Source organism: Bacillus sp. ms-22, assembly GCF_009759805.1.
GTDB lineage: Bacteria > Bacillota > Bacilli > Bacillales > Bacillaceae > Bacillus > Bacillus xiamenensis.
Genome location: NZ_CP046653.1, coordinates 1,810,590 through 1,829,871, shown reverse-complemented (window position 1 = coordinate 1,829,871; position 19,282 = coordinate 1,810,590). Strand labels below are relative to the sequence as shown.

Annotated in this window: 22 protein-coding genes; 1 reads left to right on the top strand and 21 read right to left on the bottom strand. The window is 41.3% G+C overall.

Annotated elements, in window-relative coordinates:
- Window position 1 precedes the first annotated feature (1 nt).
- The 4 genes from bshB1 to GPA07_RS09620 are packed head-to-tail and all read right to left on the bottom strand — an operon-like array spanning window position 2 to window position 2,276.
- Window positions 2-706: a bacillithiol biosynthesis deacetylase BshB1 gene (gene bshB1, locus GPA07_RS09635; protein ID WP_008356782.1), complete on the bottom strand. Its 705-nt coding sequence runs from the start codon at window positions 704-706 to the stop codon at window positions 2-4.
- A complete protein-coding gene (gene mgsA / locus GPA07_RS09630) occupies window positions 693-1,112 on the bottom strand; it encodes a methylglyoxal synthase (RefSeq protein ID WP_008356781.1) in 420 nt (139 codons plus the stop codon). Before mgsA ends, bshB1 begins: the two co-directional genes overlap by 14 nt.
- Before the next feature lie 19 nt (window positions 1,113-1,131).
- Window positions 1,132-1,935, bottom strand: a complete 804-nt coding sequence (gene dapB / locus GPA07_RS09625; RefSeq protein WP_071169012.1) for a 4-hydroxy-tetrahydrodipicolinate reductase — start codon at window positions 1,933-1,935, stop codon at window positions 1,132-1,134.
- 5 nt (window positions 1,936-1,940) lie between these two features.
- Entirely contained in the window at window positions 1,941-2,276 is a 336-nt protein-coding gene (locus GPA07_RS09620; protein ID WP_157292450.1) for a nucleotide pyrophosphohydrolase, read from the bottom strand.
- Between the two features lie 137 nt (window positions 2,277-2,413).
- Between GPA07_RS09620 and GPA07_RS09615 the strand changes: the two genes are divergently transcribed.
- The gene (locus GPA07_RS09615) at window positions 2,414-3,286 is read left to right on the top strand and encodes a YitT family protein (protein ID WP_008356777.1); all 873 of its coding nucleotides are present in this window, start codon (window positions 2,414-2,416) and stop codon (window positions 3,284-3,286) included.
- A gap of 32 nt (window positions 3,287-3,318) precedes the next feature.
- Here the strand turns inward: GPA07_RS09615 and ypjB are convergent, their stop codons facing one another.
- The 17 genes from ypjB to trpE form a co-directional block, all read right to left on the bottom strand.
- Entirely contained in the window at window positions 3,319-4,122 is an 804-nt protein-coding gene (ypjB, locus tag GPA07_RS09610; protein ID WP_008356775.1) for a sporulation protein YpjB, read from the bottom strand.
- A gap of 65 nt (window positions 4,123-4,187) precedes the next feature.
- Window positions 4,188-4,781, bottom strand: coding sequence for a lipoprotein heptaprenylglyceryl N-acetyltransferase LhaT (locus GPA07_RS09605; protein ID WP_157292449.1), 594 nt, complete (start codon window positions 4,779-4,781; stop codon window positions 4,188-4,190).
- Window positions 4,782-4,882: 101 nt separating this feature from the next.
- Window positions 4,883-5,650 (bottom strand): menaquinol-cytochrome c reductase cytochrome b/c subunit, encoded by a 768-nt coding sequence (locus GPA07_RS09600; RefSeq protein ID WP_008356771.1) that lies wholly within the window; start codon window positions 5,648-5,650, stop codon window positions 4,883-4,885.
- Between the two features lie 41 nt (window positions 5,651-5,691).
- Entirely contained in the window at window positions 5,692-6,366 is a 675-nt protein-coding gene (gene qcrB, locus GPA07_RS09595; protein ID WP_003215804.1) for a menaquinol-cytochrome c reductase cytochrome b subunit, read from the bottom strand.
- Window positions 6,367-6,368: 2 nt separating this feature from the next.
- Complete coding sequence (locus tag GPA07_RS09590) at window positions 6,369-6,875, bottom strand: ubiquinol-cytochrome c reductase iron-sulfur subunit (protein ID WP_007500911.1); 507 nt, start codon at window positions 6,873-6,875, stop codon at window positions 6,369-6,371.
- Between the two features lie 144 nt (window positions 6,876-7,019).
- Window positions 7,020-7,466, bottom strand: coding sequence for a YpiF family protein (locus GPA07_RS09585; RefSeq protein ID WP_008356769.1), 447 nt, complete (start codon window positions 7,464-7,466; stop codon window positions 7,020-7,022).
- A 61-nt stretch (window positions 7,467-7,527) separates the two neighbouring features.
- Complete coding sequence (locus tag GPA07_RS09580) at window positions 7,528-8,067, bottom strand: ReoY family proteolytic degradation factor (protein WP_008344562.1); 540 nt, start codon at window positions 8,065-8,067, stop codon at window positions 7,528-7,530.
- A 75-nt stretch (window positions 8,068-8,142) separates the two neighbouring features.
- Complete coding sequence (locus tag GPA07_RS09575) at window positions 8,143-9,414, bottom strand: tetratricopeptide repeat protein (protein WP_157292448.1); 1,272 nt, start codon at window positions 9,412-9,414, stop codon at window positions 8,143-8,145.
- Window positions 9,415-9,703: 289 nt separating this feature from the next.
- Window positions 9,704-10,990, bottom strand: coding sequence for a 3-phosphoshikimate 1-carboxyvinyltransferase (aroA, locus tag GPA07_RS09570; protein WP_008356765.1), 1,287 nt, complete (start codon window positions 10,988-10,990; stop codon window positions 9,704-9,706).
- Between the two features lie 10 nt (window positions 10,991-11,000).
- Entirely contained in the window at window positions 11,001-12,116 is a 1,116-nt protein-coding gene (locus GPA07_RS09565) for a prephenate dehydrogenase (protein WP_071169010.1), read from the bottom strand.
- Between the two features lie 117 nt (window positions 12,117-12,233).
- Window positions 12,234-13,331: a histidinol-phosphate transaminase gene (hisC, locus tag GPA07_RS09560; protein WP_034738567.1), complete on the bottom strand. Its 1,098-nt coding sequence runs from the start codon at window positions 13,329-13,331 to the stop codon at window positions 12,234-12,236.
- 11 nt (window positions 13,332-13,342) lie between these two features.
- A complete protein-coding gene (gene trpA, locus GPA07_RS09555) occupies window positions 13,343-14,146 on the bottom strand; it encodes a tryptophan synthase subunit alpha (RefSeq protein WP_008356760.1) in 804 nt (267 codons plus the stop codon).
- Entirely contained in the window at window positions 14,143-15,342 is a 1,200-nt protein-coding gene (gene trpB / locus GPA07_RS09550; protein WP_157292447.1) for a tryptophan synthase subunit beta, read from the bottom strand. The genes trpA and trpB overlap by 4 nt, the downstream gene beginning before the upstream one ends.
- Window positions 15,323-15,991, bottom strand: coding sequence for a phosphoribosylanthranilate isomerase (locus tag GPA07_RS09545; protein WP_157292446.1), 669 nt, complete (start codon window positions 15,989-15,991; stop codon window positions 15,323-15,325). The genes trpB and GPA07_RS09545 overlap by 20 nt, the downstream gene beginning before the upstream one ends.
- Entirely contained in the window at window positions 15,988-16,740 is a 753-nt protein-coding gene (gene trpC / locus GPA07_RS09540) for an indole-3-glycerol phosphate synthase TrpC (protein WP_157292445.1), read from the bottom strand. Before trpC ends, GPA07_RS09545 begins: the two co-directional genes overlap by 4 nt.
- The gene (gene trpD, locus GPA07_RS09535) at window positions 16,733-17,755 is read right to left on the bottom strand and encodes an anthranilate phosphoribosyltransferase (RefSeq protein WP_008356753.1); all 1,023 of its coding nucleotides are present in this window, start codon (window positions 17,753-17,755) and stop codon (window positions 16,733-16,735) included. The genes trpC and trpD overlap by 8 nt, the downstream gene beginning before the upstream one ends.
- Window positions 17,727-19,274 (bottom strand): anthranilate synthase component I, encoded by a 1,548-nt coding sequence (gene trpE, locus GPA07_RS09530; protein ID WP_157292444.1) that lies wholly within the window; start codon window positions 19,272-19,274, stop codon window positions 17,727-17,729. The genes trpD and trpE overlap by 29 nt, the downstream gene beginning before the upstream one ends.
- Between the last annotated feature and the right edge of the window lie 8 nt (window positions 19,275-19,282).

Below are 19,282 nucleotides of genomic sequence, written 5' to 3'. Positions count from 1 at the left end.
ATTACCCCCCAAGTAAGTCATCATCCATCAGAAGTGGTTTCTTTGTCAGAAACCCTTCTGCAAAAGCTTTATTGACTTCCCTTCCATACATCGACTCTCTCATTTTGACAAAATCAATATAACCATTTACAAGCGGTGTCTCCACCGAATTTGCCGATTTCACAAATTGGCTTTGATACGCATGTAAACTCTCCATTTTTTGATCCATCTCGTCTGAAATATCAATCACAAAATCTGGACGATGATGACCGTTAATCATGTAATAATACATCTGGCTTATTTTATGCGCCGGCTGCTTGTATGAATCTTCAAATTTATGTATACCTGCAGAAAAAGCCGCCTCTTCTACAAGTGAACCCGCATGACCATGATCAGGATGTCGATCTTGGTGGTGCGGGGCAAAAATAAGTTTTGGTTTGTATGTTCGAATGACACCTGCAATTTCCTTTATCGCTTCGTCATTGATATAAAGTCCTCTATCTGGCAGCGTGAGCTGGATTCGAGTTTTGACGCCTAAAACAGCGGCGGCTGCTTTCGCCTCTTCTTTACGGCTCTCAACCGTTCCATTTGAAGATAATTCAGCCTGAGTCAAATCACAGATCCCGACACGCGCCCCTTTTTTTACGTATTTTGCAAGCGTACCGCCCATTCCGATCTCTACATCGTCGCTATGGGCACCGAATGCAAGGATATCAAGTGGTTTCATTTGTTCCTCCGTTTTTTGCTACTTCTCGAAAATCAAACGTCCCTTTATTTAAGTTCCTGACTAAAATTTCAGCAGTCCCCATATTGGTTGCAAGTGGTATGGCATACACATCGCAAAGCCGGATGAGTGCAGATACATCAGGTTCATGCGGCTGTGCGGTTAACGGGTCTCTAAAAAAGAGCACAAGATCCATTGCATTATCAGCAATCAAAGCACCAATCTGCTGATCTCCTCCAAGTGGTCCTGATTGAAAACGATGAATGGGAAGCCCTGTCGCTTCTTTCACTCTTAAACCTGTTGTTCCTGTTGCATAAAGTGTATGATCTGCCAAAATATCTCGGTACGCAATGGCAAATTGAATCATGTCACTTTTTTTCTTATCATGAGCGATTAAAGCAATGTTCATCAGGAATCCACTCCTTATATTAGTCGATGATGTTTTCTAAACCATAGACGAGTTGATCAATATGCATTACTTGTTCCACCGACAGCTTCACACCTGACATAAATGATGCACGATTATAAGAATCATGACGAATGGTCAAAGTCTGTCCGTCCATTCCAAACAGCACTTCTTGATGTGCAATCATGCCTGGAAGCCGTACGCTATGCAAGCGAATGCCATCGTAATCTGCTCCACGTGCACCTTCGATTAATTCTTTTTCTTCAGGATGTCCCTGCTTTTTGCTTTCTCTTACTTCTGCAATCATTTCAGCTGTTTTTAAGCCCGTACCGCTTGGAGCGTCCAGTTTTTTATCATGATGAAGCTCAATGATCTCAACATCAGGAAAGTAATTCGCTGCCATTTTGGCAAACTTCATCATTAAAACTGCACCGACAGCAAAGTTAGGGGCAATGATGCATCCTATGCCCTTTTCTTCTGTTAATTGCTGAAGCTCTTTTAGGTCAGCCTCTGAAAAACCAGTTGTCCCTACGACTGGACGTACACCATGTTCAAGTGCTTTTTTCGTATGCACTTTCCCAATTTCTGGTGTTGTCAGATCAATTAGTACATCAGGTGCTGTCTCTGAAAGACACACATCAATATCCGTATAAATGGGTGCATCAGATGTTGTATGAATGACATCAGATAATGTTTTTCCCTCGTGTGTATGATCAAGTGCTGCCACCAGCTCAAAATGGCTTGTTTCTTCTACCAACTTGACAGCCTCTATCCCCATTCTTCCTCTTGCTCCAGCGATTACTACTTTGATGGTTTGATTCGTCATCGTCTCTACTTCCCTTCTTTTTTCGTCCAGCGGTCTTTGTCTCTTGTATTGAATTTATGCATCACACGATCATGAGCTTCTTCAAGTGAAATATTGAGTGAATTGGCAAGGCATGTTAATACAAACAACACATCACCAATTTCTTCCTCCATGCTTTTTTCCGTTTCGGTTGTTTTTTTCGTCTTTTCTCCATAATAATGGTTAACCTCTCTTGCCAGCTCACCTAATTCTTCTGTCAGACGGGCCATCATGGCAAGCGGGCTAAAATAACCTTCTTTAAATTGTCCTATGTAATCATCTACTTCTTGCTGCACGTGACGCAGCGTTTTTTCATTCGTCATGAAGCTCATCCTCCTATCCATCTCTTACATGTTAGCGAAATCATAAATATTTGACAAATGTTTAAAACTCAGTTTGCTTGTTTCTCTCCCATACCATATAATATTATCGCTGTCTAAGCAAAAAAAGGAGTGATCTTTTGCTAAAAGAAATTCGTCTTAAAAATATCGTCTTTATTTTGATAGGATCTGCGATTTTTTCTTTCGGTCTTGTTCATTTTAATATGCAAAACAACTTGGCGGAAGGCGGATTTACAGGTATTACACTGCTTTTATATTTTCTATTTCACATTGACCCGTCTATTTCAAACCTTGTCTTAAACATTCCGATCTTTTTTATCGGCTGGAAAATGCTTGGCAGAACGATGTTTACTTATACAATTGTAGGAACAGTTAGTCTTTCAGTCTTTCTGGCTATCTTCCAGCGCTTTCAAATACATATGCCTCTTCAGCACGATTTAGCCTTAGCCGCCCTCTTTGCAGGTGTGTTTATCGGAACAGGCCTCGGAATTATCTTTAAATTCGGCGGTACAACAGGCGGCGTGGACATTATTGCCAGACTGATCAACAAGCATTATCAAGTAGCAATGGGAAGAACGATGTTTATTTTCGACGCGTGCGTCATTACCATCTCTCTTACCTATTTAAATTACAAAGAAGCCATGTATACACTTGTCGCCGTATTTGTTGCTGCGAAAGTGATCGACTTCATGCAAGAAGGCGCTTACGCTGCCAAAGGAGCAATGATTATTTCTGAAAAGGATGACATTATTCAAAAGAAAATCACTGAAGAAATGGAGCGCGGTGTGACGATTCTAAAAGGTGTCGGCTCCTATACGAAACAAGAACGCAATGTCCTTTACTGTGTCGTTCCAAAAAATGAGCTTGCCCATCTCAAAAGTGTTGTCACGTCCGTTGACCCTCATGCATTTGTATCAGTGAGTGACGTTCATGATGTACTCGGTGAAGGATTTACATTAGATGAACATAAAAAGCCGCTCAATCCCCATTAAAAAAAGAAGCACAAAAGCAGTGCTTCTTTTTTTTATGACTTCGGGTAATCAGCTTGCCGCTTTTGCTTCTTCTCTTTTTCAGCACGGTATTTACGAAACCCAACATACGTTAAAGTGAATAAAATGATACTCCCTGTTGTTAAGATGACCCAAAAAAGCGATGGATCGGCTTCATCTTGATCGACATGAGCGAACACACTTGATAAATCCTCTTCCAGCTTGGTAAGACGCTCAAGCTTTGTCCCACTCGAAGCTTTTAAAAATTCACCTTGCTCAATCACGTCCATGTGCTGCTTAATCGTGTGAAGCCTTTCAGGCGAAATATCAATGGTTAAACTCGGATAAATCATATCGTATAAAGAAACCAGCTCATTCCAAGTTTCATAGAACGCCGTTGATTCTGGATCTTTCACTTCCTTCTTCAATGCAGGAAATGACCCCATAATCGGCTTCTCTAACGAACCCCAAAGAGGCTCTGAACTAGATTGAATCGCATCGATCAGCATTCTAAACTGAGAGGCATATCGAAGTTTTTCGCGTTCATTTAAGTCTTCCTGCGGGAGTCCTTTAATGATATCTTGATAGCCAAGTGTAATTTGCCGGACCTGCGTATTCGTCAGAGTTCCACGCCAATTCTCAGCTTTAAATGTCTTTTCAACATACAATGCGACTTGTAGCGCCTCATCATATTTAGCTTGTCTCGTTAATTGAAAGATTGAATCTGATAGTTCCGTCAATTCTTGCAGCGCTTTAGCGGTTGTTTCCTCACCTTCCGCAGCAGCTGGATGTAAGACGAGAAAAAATAATAGAATCATCGCAATTGGCTTTCGTTTCATGCAAGTCCCTCCTAGCCCTTCTCCATACAGCGTATGAAGAAAAGGACAAGGTTAGACCAACATTGTTAAGGGAGTTCAAGCTTGTCCGATTTTTTGGAAATGACCAGATAATACGAAACGAGAAGAACAGCGATACTTAACCAAAATGTGACATAGCCAATCTCATTCGAATACGCAGAAAGCATAGAATAACGCGGCATCATACCAAATACATAATCAATCACATCATTATGTAAAATCCATATACCAGCGACAACCAAGTGGCGCATTTGAAAGCGGTAATATGGGGCAAATAATACAGCCTGAACCGCCATGGCAAAGTGTGAACCAATCAGCATATACCCTTCCCACGGAAAATCTTCAACAGAAACCAGCACGAAGATATTCATCCCTACGGCCCATAACCCATATTTGATCAAGGTGACAAGGGCAAGGGCTTCAAAATAAGGAGCGTGACGTTTCATCAGAAAAGCTAGTAATACAAATAAAAAGAAAAAGCTTGCCGTTGGGCTGTCTGGAACAAAAGGTAAAAAGATAGCCGGCGTCTCTACAAGCTGCGGAATATACCAGTAATAGCCGTACACAGTGCCAAGAAAATTGACAATGAGCACCAGCACAAGCATGTAGCGTGTGGCTAGCAGATATTGAATCCATCTCATATTTCTCTTCACTCACGATCTGTTAAAATCAGAAAAAAGCTGACAGCGCCAGCTTTTTTCTCCTTTGAGTATATCCTTGTACTTGCATTTAAACAACTGAATTATTTAGATTTGACCTCAGATAAATATTTCGAGAGTTTTTCAAGTTCTTCATCACTGCCTTTGAAGATGCCCTTAGGCATGTTTCCTTTTCCTTCTACAGCGATTTTCGCTATTTGTTCAGGTGTTAAGCCATTGTCAACAAGTGACGGCCCAGCTGCACCGCCTTGCATATTATCCCCGTGACAGGAGATACATGTCTGCTCTTGATAAATTTTATACTCTTCGGCTGAGGTGTCAATTTCTGCTTCTTTCTTAATTTCACCTTGCTTCGCTGCTGCTTCCCAATCATGAGTAGCAACAGATTCCCACGTTAAATATGTTGCTGCACCAACGGCAAGAATCATCATACCGACTGCAATCGGTCTTCTATATGGTCTACGTTCAGGACCAGAATCGAGAAATGGTGCGAGTAAAAGAGCACCAAACGCAATTCCAGGCATAATCATCGCGCCCACAACCGTATAGCTTCCTGCAGCAAATTCATATTTCAACAACTGGTACAAAAATAGGAAATACCAGTCTGGCAGCGGAATATAGCCCGTATCTGTTGGATCAGCCATCCGCTCAAGCGGAGGTGCATGAACAACAGTCAGGACAAGAAATCCAATTAAAAAAACGGCACCTACAAGCCATTCCTTTAAAAGAAAGTTCGGCCAAAAGGCTTCTGTTTTTCCCGGATATTCGGAATAGTCTTTAGGTATGTTAGGTTTTCTTTCTGCCGGTATTCTGGAATCTCCGACAAACTTCATCCCTTTTCCCCTATGCAAAGTCATCCCCTCCTCATTGAACATTCATCAAACGCAAAATTTTACAGCGGTCCAGAAATTCCTTGCTTACGAATCATAATAAAGTGGGCAGCCATCAGCCCAAATAATGCCGCTGGCAAGAAAAAGACATGGATAGCGAAAAATCTCGTCAGCGTTTGTGCTCCTACAATGTCAGGATGACCTGCAAGCAGCGTTTTAATCTCTTTTCCAATGAAAGGTGTCGCCTCTGCAATTTGAAGACCAACCTTCGTCGCAAACAGCGCCTTCATATCCCATGGTAAAAGATACCCTGTAAAACCAAGTCCAAGCATCACAAAGAAAATGAGCACACCTACAATCCAGTTTAGCTCTCTCGGCTTCTTATACGCCCCTTGGAAAAAGACCCGTAGCGTATGTAAAAACATCATCACGATTACTAGACTCGCACCCCAGTGGTGCATCCCTCTGACAATCTGTCCAAATGCGACTTCATTTTGCAAATAATAGACAGATTCCCATGCGTTTTTAATATCCGGCACATAATACATCGTTAAAAACATGCCCGAAAGGACTTGAATGACAGTCACAAAAAACGTTAAACCGCCAAAACAATACACAAAAGCAGAGAAATGATGCGCTGGATTGACGTGCTCCGGCACTTCATGATCCGCAATATCTCTCCATATCGGTGTAATGTCTAGCCGCTCATCTACCCAATCATAAATCTTGTTAAGCATCGTTACCCTTCCCCTTTCGGCACAGCTTTTCCAAGATAGAGGTATCCGTCCTTCACTTGCTGCTTATAATGGTCAAGCGGCGCAAGCGGCGGAGTTCCGGGTACGTTTGTACCATCCTTGTCGTACAGCCCATAGTGACACGGGCAGAAAAATTTGTTTGGATTTTTCGGATCACTGTTCCAGTTCACTGTACATCCTAAATGTTTACAGATTGGCGATAAAGCGACAATTTCATCCCCTTCTTTGTACACCCATGCTGACCTAGATTCCTTTGACTCATACCATGCATCTACTTGGTCAATTTTAAAGTCAAAGCGCTTCGGTTCCTTTGTCAATTCATCCACACTGACAACTTGAACCATATCCTGATCCTCTGTTCCTTTTAGCACAGGGTCAAGCGCAAAGCGAACCATAGGCATGAGCATTCCAGCGGCCATAAATCCCCCCACGCCGGTCAACGTGTAATTCAAAAATTGACGCCTGGACACTCCATGTCTCTTCTCGCTCATTTTTTTCTCCCCCCCTCAGGTCGTCAGCTACTTTATAACTGAATTAGAAAAAATTTCATAAAACTAGGACACCCTCATAATATATCAATCTATTCACAAGGTCAACAGCCTAAAAAGCTATGTACAATGCAAATGTAAGGGTTTTTATGAAGGGTTCCATTTTTGTAACAAAAAGTTCAAAATTTGTTCTACACTGTCTTGAATGACTTTTTGTTTTAATTCGACCTTTAAATGCTCCAATGGAACCGGGTGCAGCAAAAATAGCGACTCATTCACTTCTAACTGCTCTTTCCACTGATGATCGGAAGTGATAAATACGACATGCTGAAAATGTTCTTGTAATGATTGTTTCACTGCAAGTATGTCGTCTTGTTTACGATCATTGACTTCTAAATATGTATGTGGAGGAAAAAGAAACACTCTGCCTTTTAGCTGCCTTTCAAGATCCTCTGCCACTAGAATTGTAAACTCCCCTAAAGATGCGGTTTGTTTAATTTGGTTTGCACTGATCCTAATTAATGGAATGATAGCGGTATCAATGTAATCTTTAGATTGTAAAAAGCGTTCCGCGTCCTCCGCCTGAAACTTCATCTAGTTCCCCTCTTTCATCACATAAGCCCTGCCTGAATAGGGCAAGGCTTATTGGCTGACTTTATGATAATAGGCTTAATTCTTTGGCTAACTTATTAAACGTTTCTTGATCATGACGGTCAAGCGCTTCATCTATTTCTTTCATAAGCCGTTCTTTTTGGAAAGTAGCGATAGAGTGCTCTAATACTTTCTCAGCAAGATCCTTATCTTTTTCATTTTCATAAAGATCTTTAGGAATATGAGGATTTGTTTCTAGAACGGCTGCATATTCCGGCGAACGATAAGCGGAGCGGAAATTCAACTGAATAAACAAATCTTGCTGTTTATTCAAACGAATATCATGAAATGATTTTTCAGCATCTGTCGTCATGATGTTTTCTTTATAAAATCTAAAGGGAACTTCATCCACACAGTGTGTTGACATAATAATTCCCCTTGGGCAAAATTCTGCTTGCTCTACAAAATGAACCTTTTCCATCAAAGAGTCGTGACTCATTAAATAATTTAATATCCAAACACATTCTCTTCGCTTTAACTGATAATGGTTTAAGAACCACCGGATAAATTCCTTTTTTTCATTGACAGAAACAGGGGTCTGCATGTTATTCCCTCCTCTATCGTAAATTAAATTGCTATACCTGAATTATTCAACAAACCAGTTCTTCATTCCTGCAAACTATAAGGAAATTTCGTCTTCAATTCTTAAAATTGTTTCTTGAATTTCTTCATTCACGCCATCTTTTTGAAGAACTTTACGTAATAACGGTAAGGCTTCTTTTTGTCTGCCTTCTTCTAAAAGGAACGAAGCGTATTCGTATAAAAAGTCACGGTCCTCATCAAAATCAGGCAGAGCAAGTTTGAAATACTCAGCTGCTTCTTCGTATTCCTCTCGTCCAACAGAAGCAGAAGCAGCATACCAGTTCCATTTTGGATCATCTTCTCCAAAACTCTTAACTTCTTTGATGACATCGAGAATGTCATCATACAGCTCTTCATTTAAATAGATCGCTAGCAGTGTTTGAACCGCTTCAATATATCCTGGATCAAGGGCGAGTGCTTCTTGAAGCAGCTTTTTCGCATCTTCCGAATCGCCATTTTTCAAAGCAATCTTTGCCCCATATAAATATAACTCTTTGTTATACTCATCCATTTTAATACCTTCTTTTACTGCCTCTAACGCCTCATGATATAGTCCTTCTTCCTCATAGCTTTTGGCTAAAGGCATATAAAGTGACGAATAAGATGGATCCATCTCTTTTAGTACTGAAAGCTGCTGAATAGCTGTCTTCGTTCTGCCAGCCCTCATTGCTGTAAATCCGTAGCCAAAGAGTGTATTTGGGTCTGCTTGATCCTTTACCGCCTTTTCATACCATTCAAGCGCATCTTCAAATTCTCCAGCTGTGCTTAACGATTCAGCGAGACGCTGATATACATTGACGCCGCCAACCTCATTTTGTTGATCGGCCACTTTGTAGAAATAATCGGCTGCTTTCTTTGAAAGACCTTGAGAAAAGTACAATTCACCTAACGCGAAGTCAATGACGGCTTCATTAGGTAATAATTCTTTCGCTTTTAAAAGCTTTTGTTCACTCACTTCAAATAGCCCTTGCATTTGATACAAATCCGCCATTAACAATAAACTCTCTGGATACGCATCGTCATCTTCAGGAATCGTTTCAAGTACAGCAATTGCCTTCTCTTCTTCATCAGAGTCAATGAGTAGCTCTGCATAAAAACAGGTTAATCCAGTTTCCTCTGGATATAAATCATGTAAATCACTGATGAGATTCCGCGCTTTGTCAATATCTCCCCACTCATAATATAACTGAGCTGCCTGCGCCTTTTCTTCATCGTGTAGATGCTTCTCTGCTTGTGCAAGTGTTTGGAGTCCTTTTTCAGTCTCACCTGCCTCAACTAATTTTATGGCTTCTTGTAATGAACTATTCAAATCAAACCGTTCCTTTCTGTTTCCAAAAACCTAAACTGTTGTTACTTCATATCATAATCGACAGCTGCATATCCAGCAAATATGTTGCTCTTTTCACATGAAGCCATTTTTGTCTTTTAAAGACTCTTTTTCAATCAATACTTTACTAAACTGACGATTTGTAAACCGTAAACGCTAAAAAATCATGTTTGAATCAACAAAACGTTTTTTTTCAAGGTTTCACCTTGAGACAAGCTATGCTATCATTCTTTCAAATATGCAAAAGGAAAGAAAAAGCCTGAGGAAATCCTCAGACTGTTTTCGTTAAGTATTCAATGTGTTCAAAGAAATTTGGATAAGATACACGCACTGCATCTGTATCTTCAATTTCAATTGCTTGCTCTGTGATACATGCAGCAATTCCTAACATCATACCAATTCGGTGATCTCCGTAGCTGGAGACGACTGCGCCGCCCTTAAGGCTGGTTTTACCATGAATCTTCATTCCATCATCAGTTGCTTCAATATGAGCACCTAGTTTTTTAAGTTCTGAAACGACGGTATCAATTCGATTGGTTTCTTTTACTTTTAACTCAGCCGCATCTTTAATGATCGTTGTTCCTTCTGCTTGAGTAGCTAGAAGCGCAATAATAGGAATTTCGTCGATGAGTCTGGAGATGATATCACCAGAAATTTCAATCCCTTTTAAGGAAGATGTAGAGATGATTAAATCACCGTATGGTTCTCCGCCTTTTGCATCCACTTCATGAATGTCCAGGTTCGCACCCATTTGCTTCAGTACATCTATAATGCCAGTTCTTGTTTTGTTTAAGCCGACATTTTTCAATACAATCCGGCTGTTTGGAACGATAGATCCAGCTACTAGGAAAAAGGCAGCTGAAGATATATCTCCTGGGACAAATATATCTGTCGCTTTTAATGTTTGTCCCCCTTCAATGGAGACACTTTGTGCGTCTTCATGTAGCGAGACACCAAACATTGAGAGCATTCTTTCGGTATGATCTCTTGATTTATGGGGCTCAGTTAACGTCGTTGTTCCTTCTGCTTGCAGTCCAGCTAAAAGGACAGCCGACTTAATTTGCGCACTTGCAACCGGAGACTTGTAAGAGATGGCTTTTAGATTGCCCCCGCGTATAGAAAGTGGTGTATACTCGCCATTTGCTCTGCCATCTATTTTGGCGCCTAATTGTCTTAGCGGACCTGTTACTCGTTTCATTGGTCGTTTGGCAATACTTTCGTCACCGATCAGCGTACTGTGGAACTCACAGCCAGCTAAGATTCCCATCATTAAACGAATGGTGGTGCCAGAATTACCAACATCAAGGATATCACTCGGCTCTTTAAGCTCTTTCAGTCCTTTGCCGTGAATGACAACATCTGTTCCTTTTTGTTCGATGTCTACACCCATCTTTCTAAAGCAATCAATCGTACTTAAACAATCAGCTCCAGGAAGAAAGTTTTTCACTACTGTTGTCCCATCAGCGATAGCACCAAACATCACGGATCTATGAGAAATGGATTTGTCGCCAGGAATATGAATTTCTCCGTTCATAGGAGCATGTTTATGAATTTTCATGTTCGTCACCTCAGTCAGCATAAAATGTATCGTAATTCGCTCTATTTTTTATACAGAGTTCTGCCCGCTTGCGATCGTCATCTGTTTGAAAACTAATGCGTAAAATCCCGTTAATGTCTTCTCGTGTTTCAATAATACGGATATTCGTAATACTAATATTTTCACTTGCTAGATAACCTGTAATTTCAGAAATAACACCAGGATGATCCGGAACATCCACATAAAGATCATAAAAAGCAGGGATCGCTCCTTTTTTTCTTAGAGGAAGGCCATCACGATATTCCTTTGCATCTTGAAAATAAGAGAATAATCTCTCAGCGTCTTCTTGCTTCACAAAGGATTCGATGCGCTCAATCTCTTTTTTCCATTCCTGGAATCTGTCTAAAATCTTGTTTTTATTGTGCAAAAGGATATCGCGCCACATGGCAGGATTACTTGATGCAATACGGGTAATATCCCGAAATCCACCAGCTGCAAACCGTTTGACAAGAGGAAATTGCTCTTCAAAATGGTGCGCTTGATGCACAAGACTAGCAGCGACTATATGCGGAAAGTGACTGATGACACTTGTCACGGCGTCATGTTCTTCCGGCGTCATTTCTATAAAATGAGCATTCGTTCCCTTCAGCAATTCCATCAAACGATCAATAGCCTGACGACTTGTTACCTTTGCTGGCGTTAAAATGTAGAATGCATTTTCAAATAAGAAGTCTTTCGCTGCAATGACACCTGATTTATGAGAACCGGCCATTGGATGTCCACCAATAAATTGGTAGTGATCAGGCAACGTTTTTTCCGCAAAATTAACAACCTTCTGCTTTGTGCTACCCACATCCGTAATCGTTAGCTCTCTTTCAATTCCAGATGCTGCAATATCACTTAGCATTTTGATTGTTTGTTGAACTGGCGTTGCCAAAATAATGGTTGCTGATTCATGTAAACCTTCCATAAATGAATCGGCTGTTGCATCAATGATGCCAAGCTTTGTTGCAGCAACCATTTGCTCTTTAGCAACATCATAGCCTACAATTTTTTTATGAGGAAACTCTTTTTTAATTGACAGTGCAATGGAACCGCCAATTAAACCAAGTCCAGCGATTAATATGGTTTCGTTTGCTTCATTCATGTTCATCACCTGATTTTTCGTGAAAATTAAACAAGCCGTTTCAATAGCTGATATGTATAGTGGATGAGCTACAACGAAAGCCATATCCTATAAACAGGATATGACTTCATTGTTATGCTACGCACGAATGCCTTCTAATAAATTGGCGAGTGTAGTTAAAATTTCTTCATTTTGCTCCTTCGTTCCAACAGTAATACGCAAAGAAGTTGGAAAGCCGAGTGCTTTACCAGAACGAACAATATAGCCTTTTTTCAATAGGGCATTGAACAGTTCATCTGCATCTCTTTGAAAATCAATCAGCACAAAGTTTGTTTGAGATGGATAGATAAACAGCCCAAAGCGGTCTGCAAATGCTTGATATTGCTTGAGACCTGCTTCATTTTTTTGTCTGCACGATTGAATGAAGTCTTGATCTTTTATAGCAGCACGCGCAGCTGCCTGAGCGATACGACTTGTATTAAATGGCTCTCTCGCTGGTTCAATGGCAGTAATCAGTTCCTCTGACGCAATCCCGTACCCTACTCGAAGTGCTGCCAGTCCATATGCTTTAGAAAACGTTCGGAGCACAATGACATTTTGATAGGAGTTTAATAAAGATAAACTATCCGGAAAGTCTTCCGCACGAACATATTCAAAATACGCTTCATCTAGAACGACAAGCACGTGAGCTGGCACTTGATCTAAAAATGACACGAGCTCAGATTCTGACAAATGATTTCCCGTCGGATTATTTGGATTACATACCCAAACAACCTTCGTGTTTTCATCAATCGCAGCCAGCATCCCCTTCAGATCATGAGCTCCTCCGTCTAAAAGCGGCACTTCACGAATTTCTGCATGTTCAATCACTGCATTGTGACGATATTGCGGAAAAGATGGAGATGGGATAACGGTATTTGTATGTTGGTCAAGGAATGCTCTAGCAATAATTTGCACAAGTTCATCTGAGCCATTCCCGAAAATTAATTGTTTTTCATTTACTTGAAGAAATGCAGCTAGCTCCGATCTTAACTCTGCGCTGTATCCATCTGGATAAATCGCTAAGTGTTCGAGCTCAGCTTGTATGGCCTCTTTTGCATGTGTGGAACATCCAAAAGGGTTTTCATTTGAAGCCAATTTCACAATTTTATCTAATTGATATTCTTTTTTGACCTCTTCAATTGGTTTCCCAGGTTGATACGGTTTTAGTTGTTTTAATTGATCTTTGATTTGCAACATGTTTCACCTCATTTGAATGAATAGAGGGGACTAAACGTTTTTGCATATGTTTCAAATTCTCTTAGTGCCTCCTGACGTGTATCACTTGCAATCAATTGTTCTTGAAGCTCTTCAATTTTTTTCACAAGGGCACTGCCTACAACGACACCATCACTTATTTTATTCATTGAGTCAACCTGTTCTCTTGTTGAAATGCCAAAACCTACAGCAACCGGAATTTGACTCTGCTGTTTGACTTGCTGAATAAAATCAGTAATCGACGCGTCAAAGGATTGTCTGACACCTGTAACGCCGAGAGATGAAACACAATACACAAAACCTTCTGCCTGCTCTACAATTTTTTCTAATCGCTCCTTGCTTGTTGGTGCAACGAGCGATATATATGAAATGTCATGTGTTTGACAGTTCTTCTGAAGCTCGCTGCTCTCTTCAAACGGCAAGTCGGGTGTTAAGAGTCCCGAAATATGATTTTTGCGCAGTAAAGCGAAAAAGTATTCTGTGTCTAATTGTAACACAGGATTATAATACGTAAATAGAATTAGAGGAATTTTTACACCGTTTTTTTTCATCTTCCCTGCTAATTCTATCGCTTTTACGATATTCATGCCATGATGTAAAGCTCTTTTAGAAGCTCTTTGAATCACAGGACCGTCCGCTAATGGATCGGAATAAGGAACACCTAATTCAATCGCATGTGCACCCGCTGCTTGAAGAGCGACGGCTAAATCAATGGTCACCTCTTCTGATGGATCACCTGCCGTGATAAAGGGAATGAATAATTTCTCACCTTGTTCTAATTGAAATGTGATCATTTTGTTTCGCCCTCACTTTCAAGCACATTCATTAATGTATGCACATCCTTATCTCCTCTTCCTGACAAGCAGACAAGGACAATGTCGTCTTCATTCATGTTCTGGCTCACTTCAAACGCTTTGGCTAAAGCATGTGCCGATTCAATCGCTGGCAGGATGCCTTCTTTTTCTGTGAGCAGCTTTAATGCATCTAGTGCTTCTTGATCTGTGGCACTCACATATTGAACCCGTCCGCTCGCATGCAAGTATGCGTGCTCTGGTCCAATTCCAGGATAATCTAAACCCGCCGAAATAGAATATGGCTCAATAATTTGACCAAATTCGTCTTGAATTAAGTATGTCAAAGATCCATGTATGACACCTTTTGTTCCTTTTGTGATGGTTGCTGCATGAAGCGGGGTGTCAGTTCCTTTCCCAGCAGCTTCTACGCCAATGATATCGACCTCTTCATCTAGGAACGCCCGGTACATGCCAATGGCATTACTACCGCCGCCAACACAGGCAATGACTTTATGAGGAAGCCGGCCTTCCTTTTCAAGTATCTGTGCTTTTGCCTCATCACCGATCATCCGCTGGAATTCACTGACGATTTGAGGATATGGATGAGGCCCTACAACTGATCCAATCATATAAAAATGGTCACTGCAGTGCTGAACCCAGTAACGGATGGCTTCATTGGTTGCATCTTTTAATGTTCCGTTCCCGCTTGTGACAGGTATGACCTCAGCGCCGAGCAGTTTCATTCGGAACACATTGAGTGATTGTCTTTCCACATCTTCTTTCCCCATAAATACAGTGCAGGATAAGCCGAATTTTGCTGCCACGGTGGCAGCAGCTACGCCGTGCTGTCCTGCTCCTGTTTCGGCGATGATGTTTGATTTCCCCATTTTTTTCGCTAGCAGCGCCTGCCCAAGCGCATTGTTAATTTTATGAGCCCCTGTGTGATTTAAATCTTCTCTTTTCAAGTAGATTTTTGAGCCCCCGAGATATGCTGATAATTGATCCGCGTATGTGAGGGAAGTCGGTCTGCCTGAATAGTTTTGCAGAAGCGATATATACTCCTTTTGAAAAGCAGGATCTTCTTTTAATTCACGAAAAGCTTGTTCGATTTCTTCTAGTGGCTGCATGAGCGTTTCAGGAACAAATTTCCCTCCGAATTCTCCATATCTGCCAAGCTCATTTGGATATGCGTACATCGTTTAACATCCTTTCTTCGAGCGCTTTTATCTTTGTCGTGCTTTTCTTCCCGTTTTCTTCTATTCCGCTTGAAAGGTCAATGGCGTCTGGACCATAAGCAAGCAGGTCTGTTATTGTTTCTGGCGTCACCCCGCCTGCAATCACGCAAGTTTTCCCCAGCTGTTTTGCGTGCTGAACATATGAAGGCACCGCCTCCCATGCAAAAGCTGTTCCAGAACCGCCCCTCATTCCCTTTACTTTCGAATCAATGAGAAAACCATCGACAAATGGCGCGAATGTCGTCATATTTTTAAGTGTGTCGTTTAAATGGGGCTCGTGATGGAACACTTTCCAAACTGCAGCCCCTGTTTGTTGTTTGATTTCCTTTGCATCTTCTGGTTTCTCATCTCCATGAAGCTGCACGATATCTAAGGGTAGGTCGTTTGCGATATCACACACTCTCTGTATCTTTTCATTCACAAACACACCCACAATATCTTTCGTGCAATTGACTTGTGACAGCCAGTGCTTTATTTGATCTGGATGGACCTCTCTTTTACTTGGCGCAAGGATAAATCCGATGGCATCCGCATGAGATTGCGAGATGCAAGCGACATCCTCTTGTGAGACAGCTCCGCAATATTTTAAATAAGGCTTCATTCTATTCATTCTCCAAACAATGCCTGAACGGCTTTTTCCTGTAATGGTTCTCTCATGAAAGATTCACCAACAAGGACAGCACCTGCTCCATGCTGTTTCACATAGGTCAGGTCATCAAATGTCTGAATGCCGCTTTCACTCACTAGTAATACATCCTTTGGAACAAGTGGTGCGATTTCTTTTGTTTGTTCGAGTGTTGTTGTAAATGTATTTAAATTCCGGTTGTTCACTCCAATGATCTCAGGAGTAAACACATTCAAAATATTCGCTAGTGTTTGTGCTGCATGTACTTCAACGAGGACATCCAGCCCTTTTTCCCTTGCTTCAATATAAAGCTCGTGCAGTTTTTTCGGTTCAAGTACTTCTCCAATCAATAAAATGGCATCAGCCCCTATGCGTTTTGACTCTTCTACTTGTATGGAGTCAATAATGAAATCTTTTCTTAAAATAGGGCGTGTGATGTGTTCTTTGATAAGGGACAGGTACTCGTTTTTCCCTTGGAAAAACGGTTCATCCGTTAAGACAGATAGACAATCTGCGTTTGATGATTCATATGCTTTTGCTGTCTGTAAAGGATCAAAGTTAGGCTGAATGACTCCTTTTGAGGGAGATGCTTTTTTCACCTCAGCAATGAGTCCGATTGAGCGGTGAGGGTTCATCAGTGCTTCTTTAAATGATCGTCTTTCAAAATGTCCATCAGCAGGTAATTGCAAGGTTTGGACATGTTCTTTTTTGCGGGTAATAATGTCATTAAGCATAGATCTCTTCCTCTTTCGTTTTTTGTTTTAAACGGGCTAATTGTTCTTTGGCTGCCCCGTTTTTAATCGTTTCTAACGCTTTGATTGTTCCTGCCATCAAACTCTCTGACTTTCCTGCCACATATAAAGCGGCTCCTGCGTTCAGCGCTGTAATATGAAGGGGCGCTCCTCCTGTTTGATGATTCAATATATTCTGAATCAATTTGGCACTTTCTTCCGGTGATTGAACCTGAATGTCTGATAAATGCCCTTTTTCAAGTCCAAAGTCTTCTGGGTTTAACGTATATTCTGTCATCACATCTTTTTTAAGTTCAATAACATACGAATTCGCTGTAATGGTTAATTCATCCAGTCCATCTTCTCCGCAAACAAACAGCACATGTTCTGGCTCTAAAGGGGCAAGCGCTTTTGCCATGAGCTTTGCCTTTTCCTTTGAATACACACCGATGATTTGCTTTTTGGCTTGCATTGGGTGGCAAAGCGGCCCTAATAGGTTAAATACCGTCCGAAATCCGAGCTGCTTGCGAACAGCTGCTACTTGTTTCATAGATGAATGATAGAGAGGGGCGAATAAAAAGCCCATGTTTTTCTCTTGTATTTGCCGTCTTGTTTCTTCAGGTGTGGACTGAATTTGAATGCCAAGGCATTCTAGCACGTCGGCACTTCCGCTTTTGGATGAGACCGAACGATTTCCATGTTTGGCGATTTTAGCACCGGCGGCGGAAGCAACGATGGCGGCGGCGGTTGATATATTAAATGTCGATAAACCATCGCCTCCCGTTCCGCACGTATCAACGACATCAAGCGATCCTTCCATTGGCGCTGCATTTTTCCTCATGGCTTTCACAAATCCTGTCATCTCTTCAGAGGTTTCCCCTCTATGTGCTAAAATGGCGAGACTGGCAGCGACTTCAGCATCTGTTAAAGAGCCGCTCATCATATCATGCATCAGCCGGTTCGCTTCATTTTCTGATAGACATCCTCCATTAACAAGAGCTGATAGTCGTTGATTCATCTTGCACACTCTCCTTCTCTGAAAAAATTTGTTCAGCAAGCTGAATGGCTTTCAAAAGTGCCCCGGCCTTGTTGCATGTCTCTTCCCATTCGTTTTCCGGAACAGAATCAGCGACAATGCCAGCACCTGCTTGTATAGAAGCGGTTTGATTTTTCACACTCATCGTGCGAATGGTAATACAGGAGTCAATATTGCCGTCAAATCCAATATAAGCAATACAGCCACCATACGTTTCTCTTGGCTCAGGCTCCATTTCATTTAATAATTGCATCGCCCTAATTTTCGGAGCACCTGTCAATGTACCTGCTGGGAAAGCGGACATGAGCGCATCAACTGGATGCGTATCTTGCTTCAGCTTTCCTGTCACAATAGAGATGATGTGCATGACGTGTGAAAAGTTCACGACTTTTGTAAAAGTCGGGACGGACACGCTGCCGTATTCTGCCACGCGTCCAACATCATTTCGGGCAAGATCTACTAACATGTAGTGTTCTGCTTTTTCTTTTTCATCATCTAGCAGTTCTCTTGCTAAAGCAGCGTCTTCTTCTTTTGACATTCCTCGTTTTCTTGTACCTGCAATTGGATGAATTTCTAAGTGCCCATTTTTCGCATGGATTAATCGTTCTGGCGAGCTGCCGACTAAGTCTCGATCTTTTAGTTTCATAAAATACATATACGGAGATGGATTGACAATCCGAAGCACGCGATACAATTCAAATGAGCTCACCGTCACAGGAATGTCAAAGCGCTGTGATAGTACACCTTGGAAGATATCGCCTGCTCTAATGTACTCCTTGATTTTTTCGACGTCCTTTAAAAATTGCGATTTTTCATATGTTGAAGTCACCTGTTCAAAGGACGGCGCTTCGTTCATATTCCCTGATAAAATCAGTTCTTTCATATCAATCTTTGTGTGAAGCTGCTGAATCATACGTTCGAGTCGTTTTTGATTTTTCTTATATGCTTGTATTTTTTCATCCTCTGTCTCATGACCGGACAGCTGAGTATATTGAATAAAATGAACATGATTTGTTTCGTGGTCAAACGCAATCATCGTTTGACAAACAAATAATGTGCAATTATCTGTTGTTGATGCCTTCTTATGCGGCATGACAGAAGGTTCGATGTTTGGGATAAGGTCGTAGCTTAAGTACCCAACAGCTCCGCCTGTAAACGGGATATCAACATCCGGCGTCTTGATTTGATATTGCTCTTTCATCCAGTCGAGTAAATCTTTCAGTTCTGCTTTTTGCATCACTGCCTCTCCCGTAGCGTCACGTGCAACATATTGGCCTTGTTCATCATGTAAAGTTAAAAAAGGGTGTAATCCGATGAAGGAATATCTCGACCAGCTGGAAGATTCGTCTTTGCTTTCTAGTAGATACACAATATCCTGTTTCAGTTTCTCAACAATTTGAATCGGTGACAGGGTATCTACTGTAATGGTTTCAACAATCGGAATCGTTTTGTAAGACGTACTGTCTTTTAAAAATTGAGTCAGGTTTGATTGGGAATTCATAAGCACAC